Below are 18,974 nucleotides of genomic sequence, written 5' to 3'. Positions count from 1 at the left end.
TTTACCTCTTTCTCGGATCATTTAAATCACGCAAACCATCACCCAATAAATTAAAGCCAAAAACTAGTAAGGTAATCATTATTCCTGGCGCCAAAGAAAACATTGGCACTTTATAAAAATAACTCTGAGATTCATGCAACATTGTTCCCCAACTTGGGTCAGGTGGTTGTACTCCTAAACCTAAATAACTTAAGCCAGCCTCTGCTAAAACTGCACTTGCAAAGCCAAGTGAAGCTGCCACAATTAATGGTGAAATAATATTAGGCAGTATATGAACAAACATTATTCTAAAATGAGATACCCCTATAGATTTAGCCATTTTTACATACATTAACTCTTTAGCTTGTAAAAAACCACTGTATGCAATTCGAGCAAAATTAGGTATTGCCATTATACCCAACGCAATCATAGTGTTAATTATTCCATAACCCCAAATAGCCACAAACATTAAGGCGATAATTATGCCAGGAAAAGCAATCATAGCATCCATTATTCGCATTAATACATTATCTATCCATCCACCGAAATAACCCGCAATCGCCCCAATTAAAGTTCCAAAAATGAGCCCAATTGATACCGCAACTATACCAACTAAAAAGGCAATTTGCGAACCCTTCATAACCCTGCTTAAAATATCTCTACCAAAATTATCTGTACCTAACCAGTGTTTAAAGCTAGGATTTTGCAGCTTATTATCACCATTAATATCTTCTGAATTATAAGGTGTATAAATAAAGCTTAAAAGCATTATAACTAACATAAAAACAATAATAACAACACCACATTTAAAATATATGGAATATTCTCTTTTCATATTGATACCAGCCTAACTAAGCTTAATTCTTGGGTCAATAACTCTATATAATAAATCAACTACAAAGTTTAATAACACTACAATTGCCGCAATATATAACACTATACCTTCTACTAAAGGTAAATCTCTATTAGCAACTGCTAAAATTAACAGTCGACCAATTCCGGGTATATTAAATACCTTTTCAACAATTAAACTGCCACCTAAAACACTAGCCGTTAACATGCCTAATACAGTTATAACAGGCAATAGCGCATTTCTTAAAACATGAATATACATAATATAGTTATTATTTGCACCCTTTGATCGCGCTGTTCTAATATAATCTTGGTTTTTTTGCTCTAAAATTGAGTCTCTTAAATACCTTATAATTACTGATATTTTAGGTATAGCAATGGCTAATACCGCAAAAAACAAGTAAGTAAAAGCAGCAGTAGGGTCTTCTGCAAATGAAACATATTGACCTGGTATAAATAACTTAAGTACTAATCCAAAAATATACGTTATTATGATACCTAACCAAAATGAGGGTATTGCCATTCCTATCTGTGATAATAAAGACATAGCGAATCCAAATTTATTTTCATTTTTAGTTATTAATATACCTAAAGGAAAGCCAATAATAATAATAAAAAATAAAGACATAGCAGTAATTAAAGCAGTTAAACCTAATCTATTTTTAATTAGCTCCATCACTGGTCTTTCAAACCTTATTGAAGTACCTAAATCTCCTTTAATTGCTTTTGTAATCCATTCTACATACCTTATAGTTAATGGCCTATCTAAGCCTAACTCTTTTCTTAACGCCTCCACTTGAGCTTCATCGGCATCTATGCCTAACTTAGATAAAACAGGATCGCCTGGAATAACCTCAAAAACTAAAAAGGTTATTATTGATACAAATAACAAAATAAAAACTATGGACAAACTGCGTTTTAAGATATAGTTCATTTTTTTTACCCTATCCAAAATTTTTAATATTATACTAACACCAAAAATAAAAGAGAGGTAAGATATCCTCTCTTTTATAAAGCCTAATTACTGCTCATTCTTGAGTTTAAGAATGGACATATCTTGAACATAAATTGGATACATTTCGTAGCCTTCAATATTTTTATTTAGTGCTACAAGGAGATTTGGATCCATAATATACACACATGGTACTTCTTCTGCTAAAATTCTTTGGGCCTCTTTGTAAATCTCTGCTCTCTGTGATTGATCTTTAGTTGTTACAGCTTGCTTCATAAGCTCATCATAGCGGTCATTGGCAAAGTTAATAAAATTCTTTCGATAATCTGATGCATATCTGTTTAAGACAGGATGTGGATCAAGCTTGCCAGTAAAGGCTATAATAGTCATTTCATAGTTTCTGTTACTATAAACCTCTTGTAACCAATTATTCCACTCTACTTTTTTTATTTCTACTTCAATGCCAACTTTACCTAACTGACTAGCAATTACTTGAGCTGTATCAACATGAAATTGATAATTAGAGGGTACTACTAGTGTTGTTTTAAAACCATTTTCATAGCCAGCCTCTTTTAATAGTTGTTTAGCTTTTTCTATATTAATATTATATTTGTTTTCTAAACCCTGTTGATAATAAAGCTCCATTGCAGGAGACATATTTGAGCCCAGTTTAATACCTTTACCATTGGCCACTGAATTTATAATGGCATCTACATCTACAGCATAGTTGATTGCTTTGCGAACCTTTACACTATTAAATGGTTTTACCTTATTATTCATTGCCATAATCTGTACTAAATTTTGAGCACCCTCAACATAGGTATAGTTATCAGGAATTAAATCAAGATTTTCACTATTTATTCTAGGATATATATCTACTGCACCAGATTGCAAACTCATTAAGGCAGTTTGGTCATCAGCAAATATTCTAAACTCTACAGTTTTTATTGCAGGTATATTCTTAATCCAGTAGTCATCAAATTTAGCTAAAACTATTTTTTGCGAAGGAACATACTCTACAAATTTATACGGACCTGTACCTACAGGATTAGAGCCATGTTGAGCATCACTCATATTAGCAGGAATAACAGCCTCTGTTAAGCTACCTATAAAAGAAGTATTAACTTCTTTTAAGGTAAATTTAATTGTATTATTATTAACTACTTTAATTTCAGCTTTAGCTAAATTAGAGTTAAGGGGTTTATCTGTAAAATCTCCACGCAATCTCTTATAGCTATACTCAACATCCTCAATAGTAACAGTTTGAGCATTGTGAAATTTCACATTATCTTTGATAGTAAAAGTATATACTAAACCATCTTCAGAAATATTGAAACTTTCTGCAATAGCTTTTTCTAATTCACCCTTACTATTAGGCTTTAACAATCCCTCAAACACATTAAACATCATTTCCTCAGTACCTGAAGCTGCTGCTTTATGGGGGTCTAAAGAATCTGGATCTTGTGGTACAGCAACCACAAGTTTATTTGAATCACCCGCATTCTGACATGCTGTTAGGGTGAAAATTACTGATATCAATAACAAAACACTACATAGTTTTTTCACAACTCGTCCTCCTAGCTATAACGCATTTTGCAACTCAGTTAAGCTATATAATAAATTCTAAGCCCTCTCGAGCTAATGAAACTTTTCCACTAAAACCTTGCTTTATATCTTTAATTAATTCATTATTATCATCATAATTTGGCAAATGAGTAACTACTACCTGTTTTACATTACCTTTGCTGGCTAATTCAGCTACGTCTTTGCCACTCATGTGACCCTTAATTAAGCCTTCATACTTTTTATAAATACTACATTCTGATAAAAGTAAATCACAGCCCTGACTTAGTTTTTGCAAATCTTCATTTAACTCGGTGTCTGCTGAATAAACCAAAACTTTATCCCCATGTTTAACTCTCATAGATAGTCCATAAATAGGGTGTACTGTTTTAGCAAACTGAATACTCAAATCACCAATTTGGATTTTAGAGTTCTCATTAATGGCTGTAGCTTTTGTACAGTCCCTAAAATTTAGCTCTTTAAAATATGTTTCATTTAAGGGAGCATAAAAATCTAAAGTTTTTGATCTTTTACCTAACTGGGTATCCATTAAAACTGCATGTTGTAAACAAAAAGCATCAGCAAAATGGTCTCCATGAAAATGAGATATAATTACTGCGTCAATATCTGCTAAACTCAGGTACTTTTGCATTATAGCCAAACTACCTGATCCTAAATCTAAAAGCACATTTGTTGTATCGGTACTTATTAAGTAACATGATGATGCTTGCGAAGCTTTAGGGTAAGCCCCCCAAAATCCTATTATTTTTAGTTTCATTACCTCACCTATTTCCAGTTATATTCTAAATCAAAACTTTTTAAACTTTGTTCCATACTATTAATATTGGTCCTTACGAACTCTGGTTTTTGATAGGCTACTTCATTTATTATTAAATGAGCTATCGACAACGGAGCTACGTATGAGTCTATCATTCCTTTTGTTTTTGTTTTGGCAATAAAAGCTAAATCTGCTATAACATAAAAAGGAGATATCTCGGAGTCTGTTAAACACAATATTTTACTATTTTTTTCTTTTACTTTTTCACATACTTTAAGAGTTGTTTTACAATAACGAGGAAACCCTGCTACTATTAACAAATCATGTTCTGTAAAATAATTACTATACTCTGCTGCCTCCCCCTGCGGTATTAGTTTTGAGTTTCCAAGTAGGTAGTTTAATACGTAACTCATATAACTTGTGACCCCTAAACCTGCACGCCAGCCAGCAAAATAAATTCTCTTACTATTTAAAATCATGTTTACTGCTTCTGCAATTTTAGCTTTATTAAGTAACATCATTGTTTCATTAAGGTTATCTACCTCGCCTGCAAAGTGTTCATTTAGCCATGATTCTTGTCTACTATCATTACTAGTGACTAAATTATTAAAGCGCCTCATAACCCGTTTTTCAAAAGCAACTTCTTTAATGCTTTTACTCATCTCTAGGTAATTTGCATAGCCTAATACCTTAGCTAAGCGATGTATTGTGGGTTCACTACAGCCACATCTCTCGCCAATTTCTTTAGCGGTTAACGATGATGACTCAACTATGTTGTTGCGAATATAATGAGCTGCTTTTTTTTGAGCAGGAGTAAGCCCATCAAAATTCTTTTTAATTCTGTTGTGAATCACTAAGCCACCTCCCATGATAGTTTAAAGACTAGTGTTGAAGCAACACAAGAATATGAAACTTACACAGCTATCATACCATAATAATAGTTATTTTTTTATTATTAGTTTTCACTAGTTTTTCACTTATATGTAGTCTATCTTACGTTAATTATTTTAACATTACACAGTATGTGAAAAACACTATTATAACAACAAAATCTCACTCATAATAAAGGGTATACTAATACAACATGCGCGCTTTAAATAAAATCATGTAGTTAAAACTACAATTAAATTTTACCGTGTTTTTCTCAACAGTATATTAAGCTAGAGTTAAGCTAGAGTAAAATTAAGTTATTATCCAAAATTCAAAGATCATATTTCGTAAGTTAATAGCTTTCATATGTAATTTATTTTAAATAAAGACTTAAACTAACAAAAGCTAAATGCTATAAACAGCATAAAAAAGAGCCAACACTGTTACCATGCTAGCTCTCACTCAAAAAACATTTAATTATTAAGTAACATTGTTGACCCTTACTATCTTTTTTGATTTTGTGGTTAAAGTAGATATAGGACAAACTACACACCAAGTTCTGGGTCTATAGATAAATCCTAAAACTAAACCTAATAATATAGATGAAAAAAACATTGAAAACACTCTATAACTTAAGTGTAATAATGCTGAATGTAATGCCCAATTTGTTAGTTGTGGTAAAGTAAAAGGAGCCTTAAAAAACACAAACATTTTTACAAAATTCGCTGGCTCTATTTTACTAGTTAAAACAGCATAAGTAGACATAAACATAAAAAACATATTTATTCCAAAATAACTCAGTACAATATATTTAGCTCTTTTAGATGTTAGTGATTTAGGCAATTTTTTGCCTAAAGATATTTTACTTAATAATTTGGTAAATAGTTTAGACCTAGGACAATAATATTTGCACCATAGCTTCTCTTTATACCTATAGTATAAAACAAATGGCAATATCATACAGATCATTCCTAAGAAAGAAAACGAAATATTAATTATACTAAGCAAAAAAAATAAGATTGTACCAAAAAATAAAAGCTCTCTAAACTTAGTTTTTAATATTTTTTTTAACATTACTTTGCTCCTCCTCAACAAAAAACATGATGGATTAACAGTATAACATTAAAGATCTATTTTGCATATCTATTTATTTAAATATTTCATTATTTAAATATTAATAATGTTAATTTTTGCTCAAGTTAAAAAAGTTATCAGCTAAAAACTGCATTTCATAAACAAATCTACTAACCTTATCATTGGGCTTAGTGTTAAAATTTTGTTCTTTTATCCACCAATCAGACTCATGAATAAATGTATATCTTAAGCTATTGAGGGCATCTTGGAAACTTAAGCAATTATGTTTGTTATAGCCATTTATAAAACTACTAATAAAAGTATTGTTAAGATGTTTGTCTTTTAGCGTGTACGATAATAAAGCTCTACCAATGTCTTGCCATTTACTTGTGTACCTACATCTATCAAAATCAATAATTGCACTTACTTTTCTTTTATTAAAAATTACATTATCGCTTGCATAGTCTGCATGACTAAAACCTATTGGAACTTTAGCTAAAAAATTTGGTGTTATGTTATTAATAATTTCATGCTGTTGATAAACAATAGTTCTATATTGCTCATTGACTTTTCTGTTATCTAACTCACCTAATAGTGCTTTATTAGCTTCTTTAAGCCTTTGAAAATTAGCAAAAATATCAAACTTCTCTCCAGCTTTGGGGAACCGTTTAAAATAATGGTGCATTAAGCCAGTAAGTTCTCCTAAGTCATAAAGCTCTTGCTCTGTAATACTTTCATAATCTTTATGGGTTCCTTTAATAAAGTCCATTAAGACATAGTTGTAGCTTTTAACATGCTGAATTATCGTGTTATACACATGCAATTTTGGGCATTTTATTCCTAATTTATGTAGTTCATGCTGGCGATATAAACCACTTTCAACAAATAAAATTTTATTTTTGTTATATCTTTTATTACTGTATACTTTTAAAAGAAAACTTCCTTTATTAGTAAGTAAGTTATACTTTTTATTTAAGTAGCCACCTGTTAATTCCTGCACTTTATATACCGCTAAATCAAACTTATCGTTTAAGTCTTTAAATATTTCAACGTCTATCATAGATTCTCCTAATTGTAATTTTTCAATTAACTATCCAAAAGATATTTTTTAAAGTGTTTATAATAACCTTTTGTTTTACTATGAATATAATTAGCCTCTATAACATCATTTTTTTTGATAGCTTTAATGGTATTAATACTGTAGCCATTTTTTAAAACCATAAACTTGTACTTAGTAGTGATAGCTTTTTGATTGCAACTGTATAAACATCTCATACACATTTCGCATTTATCTAAAAAAGCAATTTTATTATTACTTAATACTATGTTTTGGGTTGGACAACTAGAAACACACTTTTGGCAAAGATTGCAGTTACTATTTACTTTAAGGCTTTTACTAAATCTAAGAGCACCTTTTTCTTGTTCTAGCTTATTAACTTTAAGTATTAAACTCTTATACCACTTATTATCTTTACTGTATTGGGTTTTATGTTGTATTAAATTACTCACTAAAACCTTCGCTTTATTTTCTGCTTTAACTATCAACTGCTTTATTAAGCTTGCTTTATACTCTATTATAAAATTACAGGGCATTACAAATAGTTCATCACATGTTATTGTATATCCTTTAAAATTAAGATGATTAATTAAAAACTCTGATGCATAATTGTTTAGCTTACTAGGGTCAGCTGCTGTTTTATAAATAAAAACTTTGTTTAAAGCTTTAGGCATCTTATTAATAAATCTTATCATTATTTTAGGCGTAGCAAATGCTATAACAGGGTGACTAATTCCTATTAAGTCTGTTTCTTTAAATTCTATTTTTAGATCTTTATTAACAATGTCTTCTATATTAATTAGCTCAGTATGTACTTGTTTTTTACTAAACTCGCTAGCTATCATTTCCGTAACATATTTTGTATTTCCAGTACCTGAATAGTAAAAAAGTTTTATATTTTTAAACATAAAAAAACCCCTTAATATTTGTAATACCATTATATCTAAAAATAACAAACTAAAGCTATGTTTTAATAAATAAAAATAGTACAAAGGGATTTAACATTATTATTTAGTTGTCCACTGTTTTATTACTTCTTTAGATTTAAAAACTTTTTCAAATAAAGTTGTTACTGGTTTGACTTTAACATACACTCGCTCTTTTACTTTACCGTCTGTGTAGGTAATTTTATAATTTACATCCTCAGGTTTTGACTTCGAGTCTTCAGGAGACTTATATTTTTCCAAAGTTTCAAAAAGATTAATAGCTTCTTTAAGGTTATCTTTTTCAATTAGAGTACATTTATATTCATCTACACCCTCACCCGAAAAACTTAACTCAATTTTTTCTATACCTTTTATACTAGAATCACTACATGCTGTTATAAGTAAGACCCCTACCATTAAAACTAAAATAGTTAATATTGATTTCTTTTTCATTGCTTTCTCCTTTTTGCTACTTTAATAATTCTACAACAAGTAGCATTAAAATAATATTACTATTCTGTTAAGAATTTAACATCATTTACTGAAGAAAAAGTAAAAACTATGTAATAAAACTTACTCTATATTTAACAGTTTAGCTATTTCAAATGGCAAATGCTCTTTTGTATAACTTCCATACATATGAGTTCTATTGTCGTTTTTAAGTTTTATTGCTACGTCTACCACTGAATCACTTGTTGCTCCCCTAAAATAAGTGTCTAAAATAAGATTAGTTACATCTAAATCAACTACTTCAATCTCTTTATTAGTTTTTCTATTAGTAATAGTTATTTTTAAAATATCCTTGGGCTCAACTTTTAAAATATTTAATATCTTATACTCTTTTAATAAAAGATTAGTAGCTATATCTTCTCTTTTAATATAATATGAACCTAACTCTACACCATTATCATCTATAAATACCATTTCACAAAGTGAGTAAGTATTAGCAAGAACATTAGGTTTTTCCTCAAAAAGCCTTACAGAATTCATAATTTTATTAATATCATCTTTTTCTGTTATAGTTATTTCTGCTTTCTTTTGGCAAGAATTAAGCTTAAGTGATTTAACATCACTATTGTTAACAGTAAAAACACTCTGCCACTGTTTACGTACCTCAAGAGAACTAAATACTTTCTCAAAAATATCTGTTACTGGTCTAATTTTATTATACGTTGTTTGCTTTATCTTACCATTTTTATAGGTAATCTTATAAGTAACCTCTTCATACCAGGTCAACACACTGGGTGATTCGTAGGTTTTAAGCTGTTGAAAGATACTAAGGCTTTCTTTAATATTAGCTGGTGTAGTTAAAACACAGCTATAATTAGCTACCGGATTTCCCTTAAAAAAAAGTTCAATCTTATCAACTTTACTATTATCTATTGGTAGATTTTTAAATCCTACTAAACTTAAGACAACTAATATTGAAACAGTTAAAATAGCTATTTTATTTTTAAACATATAATTAACCTCTCTGTATAGTAATTATTTATTAGACATCAATTATAGTTATATGTTCCTAAATTAAATTATTAGCTAACTATTTCAACAATCTGTTTTACAGTTTCTTGGAGACTATTTGTTGCTGTATTAATGAAGATACTCTCTTGTGCTAACGACCTATTTAATAACAAAAATTTTGGATCATTGTTATTATCTCTCTCTTTAGCACGCTGTTTTAGGGTGTCTTCATTAGCATACAATGTAATAAATATTAGCTCATACTCTTTGTATTTTATTAAGTCTAGTATTCGCTCTCGTATTGTTTTATCACACAGTACTATTGATGAAAAAAACACATATTCAAAGCCACTTTTTAAATAATTTTCTACCACAAAAGCCATGTTTAAATCACTGTTTCTGAGTCGTTTATCGTTTACATCAAAGGGATTAACACGCCAAACATCATCACCATCTAACCAAGCAGCATTATGGAAGTGTTTATATAGCAATTTGGCACAGGTTGATTTACCAGTTCATGCTTCTCCAGCTATCATTATTAGTTTTTGCATTTAATAACTCCTTTTACAGAATTGATTTTCGTTTTAAATTAGCTATGTCAATTTTTTGTTGATCAAATAAGAGCTCTAAACTTTCAACTCCATTTTTTTCAGCATACAAAAATTCATTATGAGAAATGGGGATAATATGTAACCAAGTAACCATTTTTGATTTTAAGGTAAGAGTTTGTATTTTATTATTAAATATAAATGGGGAAACAAATAAAACATGCTTCATATCAGTATTAGAAACAAAGGGTGAAATAACATTTTGAAAAATGTTGTCGGGACTACAAGAATAGCCTGAGTTTATTATGTTAAAGGCACAAGAAGCCAAAATATTTTTAATTACACCATTGTTAGCTACCCCTAGTATTTCTATTCTTAAATCTAAATCATGAACTTTGTAGCCAATATTATAATTAAACAATCCAATTGTTGAGCATGCTACTAAGCCCTTAATAGGTCGATCTTTACAGCTTAGTATATCTATAGTGCTTTCTTTTTTATTATCACTATATCTTGCTATTGTTGGTTTTGCATCAAAAACTTTTAGAATAGCATTGTTTACCTGTTCATGTTCATTACTTAGTACCATAAATTTCTCCAATGTAGTTAATTTTATAAAGCTAATTATACTATAAATAAATTAACATTGAATTAGTTTTTAGTCAAAAAAACCACCAAAATTGGTGGTTTAAATATTTACTTTAGAGTTTTACGGTAGGCGCTTTTAAGGGCAACTATTCTATTAAATGTTATATTTTTATCTTGTGATAATTCTATATCATAAGAAAAAAATCCAAGCCTTATAAACTGAAATTTACTAATACCTTTATTAATAAAAGTGGTAATTGATGGTTCAATATAAGCTGATTCATACTCTTTTAAAGAGTTTTCATTTAACGATTCAAAAATGTTATCGGTATTGACCTCTTGTTTAAATAAATCGTTAAATATCCGCGCCTTTATCTTAACTGCATTACTAACACTTACCCACTGAATAGTTCCTTTAACTTTTCTGCCAGTAAAACCACTACCACTTTTAGTTTGGGGATCATAGGTACAATGTAACTCAATTATTTTGCCAGTTTCATCTTTAATAATTTCATTACATTTAATAAAATAGGCATTTTTTAACCTTACTTCTCCACCCAGTACTAGTCTTTTATATTTTGCTGGTGGATTATCACTAAAATCATCTCTTTCAATATATAATTCTCTAGTAAAGGTAAGCTCTCTGGAGCCCATCTCTTCATTAGCAAAATGATTATTTGCTGTTAATTCTATTTCGTTATTTAAATTAGTAATTACTACTTTTAAGGGTTTTAAAACAGCCATTACACAGGGTGAAACCTGTTTTAACTCTTGACGTGCAAAATGTTCTAACATTTTGTAGTCAACAGTGCTTTGATTTTTAGGAATACCTATCTCGTTTAAAAAATTAAAGATAGCCTCTTTAGGAATACCTCTTCTTCTTAAACCTTTAATTGTTGGTAAACGAGGGTCATCCCAGCCATTTACATATTTATCTGTCACTAGCTTACGTAGATAACGCTTACTGGTTACTACCCCTGTTAAGTTAAGCCTTCCAAACTCTATTTGGCGTGGTAGGTTATTTGGCAAGTCTAAATTAGTTAATACCCATTCATATAGTGGACGATTATTAACAAACTCGTTTGAACATAATGAATGAGTAACACCTTCAATGTAATCCTGTATAGGGTGAGCGTAGTCATACATAGGGTAAATACACCAAGCATCTTTTGTTCTGTAGTGACTTTCATGTATAATTCTGTAGATTATGGGGTCTCTTAGATTAATATTTGCACTACTCATACTGATTTTTGCTCTTAAAACCTTTTCTCCAGTAGCAAACTCACCATTTTTCATAGCCTTAAACAGCCTGATATTTTCTGCTATTGTTCTATCACGATAAGGACTATTTTTACCTACCTCAGTTAGAGTACCTCTATATTCTCTTATTTCATCAGGTGATAAATCACACACAAATGCTTTACCTTTGCTAATTAAATATAAGGCATAATCATAAATTTGCTGAGAATAATCTGAACCAAATAATGGTTTATTACCATAGTCTATGCCAAGCCAATTCATGTCCTCAATAATTGAATTTACATACTGCATATCCTCTTTTAAAGGGTTTGTATCATCAAAACGCAGATTAAACTTACCGCCAAACTTTTGGGCCATAGAGTAGCTAATATTAATAGCAAAGATACTACCAATATGCAAATGTCCATTAGGCTCGGGTGGAAATCGAGTTATTATTTTGTTATGTTTACCAGCTTTAACTTCTTTGCTTATTATTTTTTCAATATAGCTTCTGTTATCAACATTATTATTCATAATAATCCTCCTTGTTTTTAGTATTAAGTTTAATTATTATGATTGTTGATAAATCTGCAGTACTATAGTGACATCTAGAATATAAATATACCCTGCCCCAATTGAATCATCCCCTAAAAATATGTGATTTGAGTAAAATACATTACTCTTATTAATATGCACAAACATATTAGAGAATATATTATCACTTGAATAATATATTATCAATACCGAACGCTGGGGACGGGTGATTTTGTTCGGAAAACGAACAAAATCACCCGTCCCCAGCGTTCTAAATAGTACCTATACTCTTAGAATCACCTATTGAACATACTATTTTCCCATCTAAAGTCAATATTTAATAAAAAACAGATATCTCTATCTGTTTTTTATGTGTTACTATTCTTTTCTTAATATATTTACATCTTCACCTTTTTGCAGTTTATTCATGGTTCTTACTGCACACATTTTTCCACACATACTGCAAGAGTTTTCTACCTCTGTTTTAACAGACTCGCGATAGCTACGAGCCTTTTCAGGATCAATTGCTTCTTTAAACATGGTGTCCCAGTCTAAATCTCGACGAGCTTCGCTCATACGATAATCCCACTCTTTAGCTCCTTTAATGCCTTTAGCAATGTCAGCAGCATGGGCAGCTATTTTTGTAGCAATTATGCCCTCTTTCATATCATCTATAGTAGGTAACCTTAAATGTTCAGCTGGTGTTACATAACATAAAAAGTCTGCGCCATTAGCGGCTGCAATAGCACCACCAATAGCACCTGTTATATGATCATAACCGGGAGCTATATCAGTTACTAACGGTCCAAGTACATAAAATGGAGCATTATGACACAGCTTTTTCTCAATCATTACGTTTGCTGCAATATCACTAATGCTCATGTGTCCTGGTCCTTCAATCATAACCTGAACATCTTTTTGCCATGCTCTTTTGGTTAACTCACCTAAAATTAAAAGTTCTTGAATTTGGCTAGCATCAGTAGAGTCATGTAATCCACCTGGTCGCATAGCATCTCCTAAGCTTAAAGTTATATCATATTTACGACAAATTTCTAGTAATTCATCAAAGTGTTCGTAAAATGGATTTTCTTTATTATTAAGTTTCATCCAAGCATACATTAATGATCCACCACGTGATACTATGTTCATTAAGCGTGGGTTTCTATCAAAAACTTTGGCTGTATACTGATTAATTCCAGCATGAATAGTAACAAAATCTACTCCATCCTTACCGTGTTCTTCTACTACTTTTAAAAACTCTTCGGCTTTAATCTCAGATAATTCTTTTTCATAAAACCCTAAGGCATCATAAACTGGTACAGTTCCTATCATGGCTGTACTATTATTAATAAGTTCTTTTCTAAAATCATGGGTTTTACCATAATTAGATAAATCCATTATTGCTTCTGCACCCATATTAATAGCAGTTAAGGCCTTATCCATTTCGCCATCATAACAAAAAGCGTCTTTACTTACACCGAGGTTTACATTAATCTTAGTTTTTAATCCCTCGCCAACACCCTCTGCTCTTAGACTTGTATGATTTATATTTGCTGGTATTACAATTGAACCCTCTGCTACTTTTTTACGTAAAACATTAACATCCATTTGTTCTTTTTTAGCAACCTCTAACATTTGAGCAGTATTAATTCCTAATTTGGCTGCCTGCATTTGTGTAGAATATTTTTTCATATCTTTCCCTTTCTCTATTAAACATTTAAAAACAAAAAAAGCATAACCTAGGTTTATGCTTTAAGTAATACAATAATAATACATACTTCCCTACGCTAGCATGACCTAGATCAGGTAAAGGGTCGAAACTCAAGGTTTCCTCTCAGCAATCACACAATTACTCCCCTAGTTACATATTTAGTTTTCAAACACAATATAACACAGTAGTTAGTTAATGTAAATGTTTATTTGTAATATATTAAACCTTAATGCCATAGTGTAGCATTACGGCAATTGTTATATTTTGTACTTGTTTTAAAAGGTGCTTTTTAATACTTCATTAATAAATTTTCTTTTTGCCTGAGTAAAAAACATTACTTGTAGTAATAAGTAAAATATCATGCTAATTGTTAAACATAGTAGTATTTTAGTCATATATAAAAAGCTATGATATGTAGCGAAAGTAAATGCTATAGCCATTATTCCACCTAAAAATACTGGCAATAAAAACACTAAAATCAACTCTTTGCTTATGATTTTCTTTAAGGCTTCATTATTCATACCTAATTCATTTAATGTTCTAAATCTTTTTCTACTATGCTCTAAGCTGTTTATAACTCTTAAATAGAGTACTACTCCACTAATCACAAAAAAGATAAGGGCAATGTAAAACATAATAAATATAGTGAATTTACTAGCCACTCTAGAGTTTTTTATGTACTGTTGTTTGCATATAGGGTAACCAAAGTTTTTAGCTGCTTTTGATTGAAATTTTCCTTTTAAGCTTGTTGTCTTAATCTGTTCAAATTTCTGCATGAGATTATTTTGAATTTTAATTGTTTCTTCTAAGTTATAATAATTATAGGTATAATAGGTAACAAGATCTGCATTAGTTTCTTCTATAATTTTATTATAAAAATCATCTGTAACAACAATTGTACATCTTCCTATATTGCTTAGGTTACCAATATAAACTTGCTTTATTAGGGTTACATAGGTTATTGATTTGTCTTTGGTTGTGATTGATAAATTTTCTATAACGTAATAATCTTCAGTTTCCTCAATGTTAATAATACAAATAACTTCATTATTTTGTAATTGAAAGTTTTGATTAAAGTATTTGTTTGCACTACTACGTTTAATTATGTTAATATTGCGTAATTGTAATTTTTTACCTTTACGATTTGCTAATTCATATAGCTTAATAGCCTCACAGCTTTTATATTGCTGCAGCTTTATTTCACTTGGCGTAGCAAGTGAATACAACTGCTGTTCAAACTCTGCTTTATCACGTTCATCAAGGTTATAAGATATATGATAAGGGTACCTATTATTAGCAACATCATCTATGGTAACTGCTGTACCCACACTTAAACCAACTAAAAAAATAACAGCTAAAGCACCAATTGACAATACAAACAAAACCTTTCGCAACTGAAAAAAACGTTTATTTACCTCTTTTAAAGCTACTAAGTGTTTATAAAAATAAGCCTTGTTTTTACTTATTAATCTTATAACCAAATCTCCTCCATAGGCAATAAAAAAGAACAAACCACCTAAACTCAATAGTACATCTATAAATGCAGTGTAGGGTTTAAGTTTTAGGATGTTTCTAACAGTTAAAGACAGTATTATTATTGGTACTACGATAAAAAGCAGACTTATAAAAGCTAATAGAGGCTGTGGTTTACTTAGTTTATTTATAGATTGATCTGCTGTTTTAAGCTCTGATATACTTAATTTTTTAATACTAAACATACTAACTAGTAAAACTAAAATAAACGATCCAGCTAATAATGCTAAGGTTATTAAAAAAGAAGTTATATTTAGGCTAAAGGCTATGTTGGTAATAGCTAATAATTTTGTAATTATTAAATGATATAGATTTGCGAATACACTACCTGTTACTACACCTAAAAGCCATGCAAACAGCATGATAATAATATTTTCCACAACAATTATTTTAATTATATTTTTTACTGTCATGCCAAGGCTTATATATAAAGCAAACTCTTTTCTTCTACTGTTAATAAACTCCTTGTAAGCATAACTAAAAAACACAACTAAAAATACAATTAAAACCATAAAAGACATATTAATAGTGCCTAAATCCACTTTGCTTTTTACACAAAGTAATAACTCATTATTAAAATAAAAGCTACAAAACATAAATAATAAACAGATACCAAATGAGATACTTAAAAATATCGCTTTATAGCGCTTTATGTTAAACCTAATATTTTTAAATGTAATTGTACTAAATCTCATAATTAATATCTCTACTCTCTACTTGTTTTTTGAGTATTTCTTGGCAATTTAAGATTTTTTCAAAAAAACTATCATTGTTACCCTCTTTAACAATCTCAAATAGTATTTTCCCATCGCTTAAAAATATTACTCTATCACAATAGCTAGTAGCAAAAGGATCATGAGAAACCATTAAAATTGTGTCATTATGTTTATCTATTAACTCTCTAAAACAACTCATTACAACATTTGATGACTTTGAATCAAGATTACCAGTTGGCTCATCTGCTAAAATAATTGCTGGATTATTAATCACCGCACGAGCAATAGCCGTTTTTTGCTTTTGACCTCCCGATATTTGAAATGGATATTTATTTATAATGCTGTTTATACCAAAGGTATATGCTAATTTTTTTGCTTTAGATTCTACTAAGTTGCTACCCACTTTATCAATAATTAGAGGCAACATAATATTCTCTAGTACAGTTAAGCTATCTAGTAAATTATAGTCTTGAAATACAAAGCCTAACTTTCTTCTTCTTATAAGTGCTAGTTTACTTTTTCTTAAGCTACTTATCTTTTCATTATCTAATATAACTAACCCAGATGTTGCTAAATCCATGCCTCCTATAATTTTAAGTAGGGTAGATTTTCCACTGCCAGATGCACCCATTATTCCTACAAATTCTCCTTTATTAACTGTAAATGAAACGCCGTTTAAAGCCTTCACTGATGATGTACCATATTTGCCACCATACACTTTTACTAGCTTTTTAGCTTCTAAAATCATTTATGTTACTCCTTTATTCTTGGGGTTTTAATATTACAGTTAAATTTTAGTATCATTATTACTTTAATAAAATTGATTACTCTTTCATAAAACTTACACTTTTGAAAGGATTACAGCAATTTTTGTTAAAATATAATGGTTACTTCTGTTCCTATGTTTTCTTGAGATTCTATATTTAAGTGATGGTTTAGCTTTTCTGCAATACTTTTGCATAGATATAATCCCATACCAGTGGCTCTTTTTTGTTGTTTTCCTATCTCACCGGTAAAAAAAGGATTAAATACACGATGCAAGTCATGTTTGGCAATGCCTATACCAAAGTCTTTAATTTTCAGCTCAGTAGTATTATTGCGACTAGTTATCCTAAACAGGATAGTATTGTTAGTATTACTTGATAACTTGGTGTACTTAAGGGCATTAGATACTACTTGATTAATAATAAACTTGCTCCATTTATAATCCGTTAATACAACACAATTATGAGTTGATATTTCGATTTTTGGAAAAATACCACTATAAATAAATGATTTTTTATTATCGTTTATAATCTCTTTTACTAGTTTATCTAGTGCTACTTTTTGGGGTTTATAGTCTGTGGCAAAATCATCTAATCTAATAAAGTTGAGGCTATCATTAACATATTTAAGTAACTTATTGTTTTCCATAGCTATTTCATTTACTTCACTAACTATGTTTGACTTGTTATTTAACTTTTCAAGGATTAGATTTATTACTGTAATAGGTGTTTTCATTTCGTGAACCCATTTAGAAAAAAAGATGTTCTTCTCTTTGTTTTTTTCATTAATTTCTGATATCTGACCGATGTATTTTATGTGAATATTTGAAATACTATTTAATACTTCGTTATTAAAGCGTAAATTTTCTGCTGCTTCATACAAAGGATTTTCACAAGCTTTGGTAACATTATTTTTAAATGATTTAAACTGTAAGTAGTCTATAATTATTACTAGGGTTAGTATAAATGCTGATATTAAACAAGGGTATAAATATAGAGTGTTACTATCTAAAACTAAGGCAAAAAAAAGCATACTAAGTAAAGTATTTATAAACCATGCTATTATTATTAACTTTCTTTTATTTAGGTATTGCATTAGTGTTAAACACATAACCAACACCCCACTTTGTTTTAATTACATCCTCTAAACCAAGCTTTTTCAATTTCTTCTTAACTCTAGTTACGTTTACAGTTAAGGTATTATCATCTACAAATACATCTGTATCCCATAAACATTCTAAAAGCTCTTCCCGAGTTATCACCTTATTTTTATTCTCAAAAAAATTTTTTAATAGTTTTAGCTCATTTTTAGCTAGTTCCAGCTCTTTTCCTAGATATGAAATACAAAAATTGTTTAGGTCAAGCCCCAGACCGTTAACTCTATAATCGTTTTTAACTTTAGTATTATAGCTATTTGATCTTCTCAATAGAGATTTTATTTTTGCCAACAATATGCTAATACTAAAAGGTTTAGTAATATAATCATCTGCCCCAAGCTCAATACCCAATACCTGTTCCATTTCTTTATTACGGGCAGAAAGAATTATGATAGGAACATGAGACTGTTGCCTTATCATTTTACATAAGTAAAAGCCATCGGTATAAGGTAAATTAAGGTCAATTATTGCTAAATTGTAATCAAGCTGTTTAAGGCAATTTTCTACGTTAGAAAAATCATCTATCTTGTACACAAAATAGCCAGATTGCTCTAAATGATAGCTTAAATTCTTAACTAAAGCTATATCGTCTTCTATTAATAAAATTTTACTCATTTTATCACCTACTAGTTTCTATATACATAATTATATTAGATGATGCCATTAAACAAA

18 protein-coding genes and 1 riboswitch are annotated in these 18,974 nt (G+C 29.7%); all 18 genes read right to left on the bottom strand.

Annotated features, from left to right (window positions below; genetic code table 11):
- Position 1 precedes the first annotated feature (1 nt).
- The 18 genes from IMX26_RS01200 to IMX26_RS01115 all read right to left on the bottom strand — a co-directional run bounded on the left by IMX26_RS01200 (position 2) and on the right by IMX26_RS01115 (position 18,917).
- Entirely contained in the window at positions 2-814 is an 813-nt protein-coding gene (locus tag IMX26_RS01200) for an ABC transporter permease (protein WP_195159904.1), read from the bottom strand.
- Between the two features lie 12 nt (positions 815-826).
- Positions 827-1,783: an ABC transporter permease gene (locus IMX26_RS01195; protein ID WP_207729302.1), complete on the bottom strand. Its 957-nt coding sequence runs from the start codon at positions 1,781-1,783 to the stop codon at positions 827-829.
- 69 nt (positions 1,784-1,852) lie between these two features.
- Entirely contained in the window at positions 1,853-3,349 is a 1,497-nt protein-coding gene (locus tag IMX26_RS01190) for an ABC transporter substrate-binding protein (RefSeq protein WP_207729301.1), read from the bottom strand.
- Positions 3,350-3,392: 43 nt separating this feature from the next.
- Positions 3,393-4,124 carry an MBL fold metallo-hydrolase gene (locus tag IMX26_RS01185; protein WP_195159903.1) on the bottom strand — a complete coding sequence of 244 codons (732 nt, stop codon included), beginning with the start codon at positions 4,122-4,124 and terminating at the stop codon, positions 3,393-3,395.
- Between the two features lie 8 nt (positions 4,125-4,132).
- Complete coding sequence (locus IMX26_RS01180) at positions 4,133-4,978, bottom strand: MurR/RpiR family transcriptional regulator (protein ID WP_195159902.1); 846 nt, start codon at positions 4,976-4,978, stop codon at positions 4,133-4,135.
- Between the two features lie 496 nt (positions 4,979-5,474).
- Positions 5,475-6,068 carry a 4Fe-4S binding protein gene (locus tag IMX26_RS01175; RefSeq protein WP_195159901.1) on the bottom strand — a complete coding sequence of 198 codons (594 nt, stop codon included), beginning with the start codon at positions 6,066-6,068 and terminating at the stop codon, positions 5,475-5,477.
- Between the two features lie 109 nt (positions 6,069-6,177).
- Positions 6,178-7,128 (bottom strand): phosphotransferase, encoded by a 951-nt coding sequence (locus tag IMX26_RS01170; protein WP_195159900.1) that lies wholly within the window; start codon positions 7,126-7,128, stop codon positions 6,178-6,180.
- A gap of 26 nt (positions 7,129-7,154) precedes the next feature.
- On the bottom strand, positions 7,155-8,033 hold the full coding sequence (locus IMX26_RS01165; RefSeq protein ID WP_195159899.1) for an EFR1 family ferrodoxin: 879 nt from the start codon (positions 8,031-8,033) through the stop codon (positions 7,155-7,157).
- 99 nt (positions 8,034-8,132) lie between these two features.
- Positions 8,133-8,504, bottom strand: coding sequence for a hypothetical protein (locus IMX26_RS01160; protein ID WP_195159898.1), 372 nt, complete (start codon positions 8,502-8,504; stop codon positions 8,133-8,135).
- Positions 8,505-8,624: 120 nt separating this feature from the next.
- A complete protein-coding gene (locus IMX26_RS01155) occupies positions 8,625-9,512 on the bottom strand; it encodes a hypothetical protein (RefSeq protein ID WP_195159897.1) in 888 nt (295 codons plus the stop codon).
- A 71-nt stretch (positions 9,513-9,583) separates the two neighbouring features.
- The gene (locus IMX26_RS01150) at positions 9,584-10,003 is read right to left on the bottom strand and encodes a hypothetical protein (RefSeq protein WP_195159896.1); all 420 of its coding nucleotides are present in this window, start codon (positions 10,001-10,003) and stop codon (positions 9,584-9,586) included.
- A 73-nt stretch (positions 10,004-10,076) separates the two neighbouring features.
- Positions 10,077-10,649, bottom strand: coding sequence for a suppressor of fused domain protein (locus IMX26_RS01145; protein ID WP_195159895.1), 573 nt, complete (start codon positions 10,647-10,649; stop codon positions 10,077-10,079).
- 107 nt (positions 10,650-10,756) lie between these two features.
- On the bottom strand, positions 10,757-12,421 hold the full coding sequence (locus IMX26_RS01140) for a glutamine--tRNA ligase/YqeY domain fusion protein (RefSeq protein WP_195159894.1): 1,665 nt from the start codon (positions 12,419-12,421) through the stop codon (positions 10,757-10,759).
- Positions 12,422-12,799: 378 nt separating this feature from the next.
- Positions 12,800-14,113, bottom strand: a complete 1,314-nt coding sequence (gene thiC / locus IMX26_RS01135; protein WP_243259271.1) for a phosphomethylpyrimidine synthase ThiC — start codon at positions 14,111-14,113, stop codon at positions 12,800-12,802.
- Positions 14,114-14,183: 70 nt separating this feature from the next.
- Positions 14,184-14,290, bottom strand: a riboswitch (TPP riboswitch).
- A gap of 117 nt (positions 14,291-14,407) precedes the next feature.
- Positions 14,408-16,360: an ABC transporter permease gene (locus tag IMX26_RS01130; protein WP_195159893.1), complete on the bottom strand. Its 1,953-nt coding sequence runs from the start codon at positions 16,358-16,360 to the stop codon at positions 14,408-14,410.
- Positions 16,350-17,129 (bottom strand): ABC transporter ATP-binding protein, encoded by a 780-nt coding sequence (locus tag IMX26_RS01125; RefSeq protein ID WP_195159892.1) that lies wholly within the window; start codon positions 17,127-17,129, stop codon positions 16,350-16,352. Before IMX26_RS01125 ends, IMX26_RS01130 begins: the two co-directional genes overlap by 11 nt.
- Positions 17,130-17,254: 125 nt before the next feature.
- Positions 17,255-18,256, bottom strand: coding sequence for a sensor histidine kinase (locus IMX26_RS01120; protein WP_195159891.1), 1,002 nt, complete (start codon positions 18,254-18,256; stop codon positions 17,255-17,257).
- On the bottom strand, positions 18,225-18,917 hold the full coding sequence (locus tag IMX26_RS01115; RefSeq protein ID WP_195159890.1) for a response regulator transcription factor: 693 nt from the start codon (positions 18,915-18,917) through the stop codon (positions 18,225-18,227). Before IMX26_RS01115 ends, IMX26_RS01120 begins: the two co-directional genes overlap by 32 nt.
- Between the last annotated feature and the right edge of the window lie 57 nt (positions 18,918-18,974).

It is taken from the genome of Clostridium sp. 'deep sea' (assembly GCF_014931565.1).
Taxonomy (GTDB): Bacteria; Bacillota; UBA994; order PWPR01; family PWPR01.
Note: the sequence above shows the minus strand (reverse complement) of the source record. Positions and strands in the feature narration are given on the sequence as shown.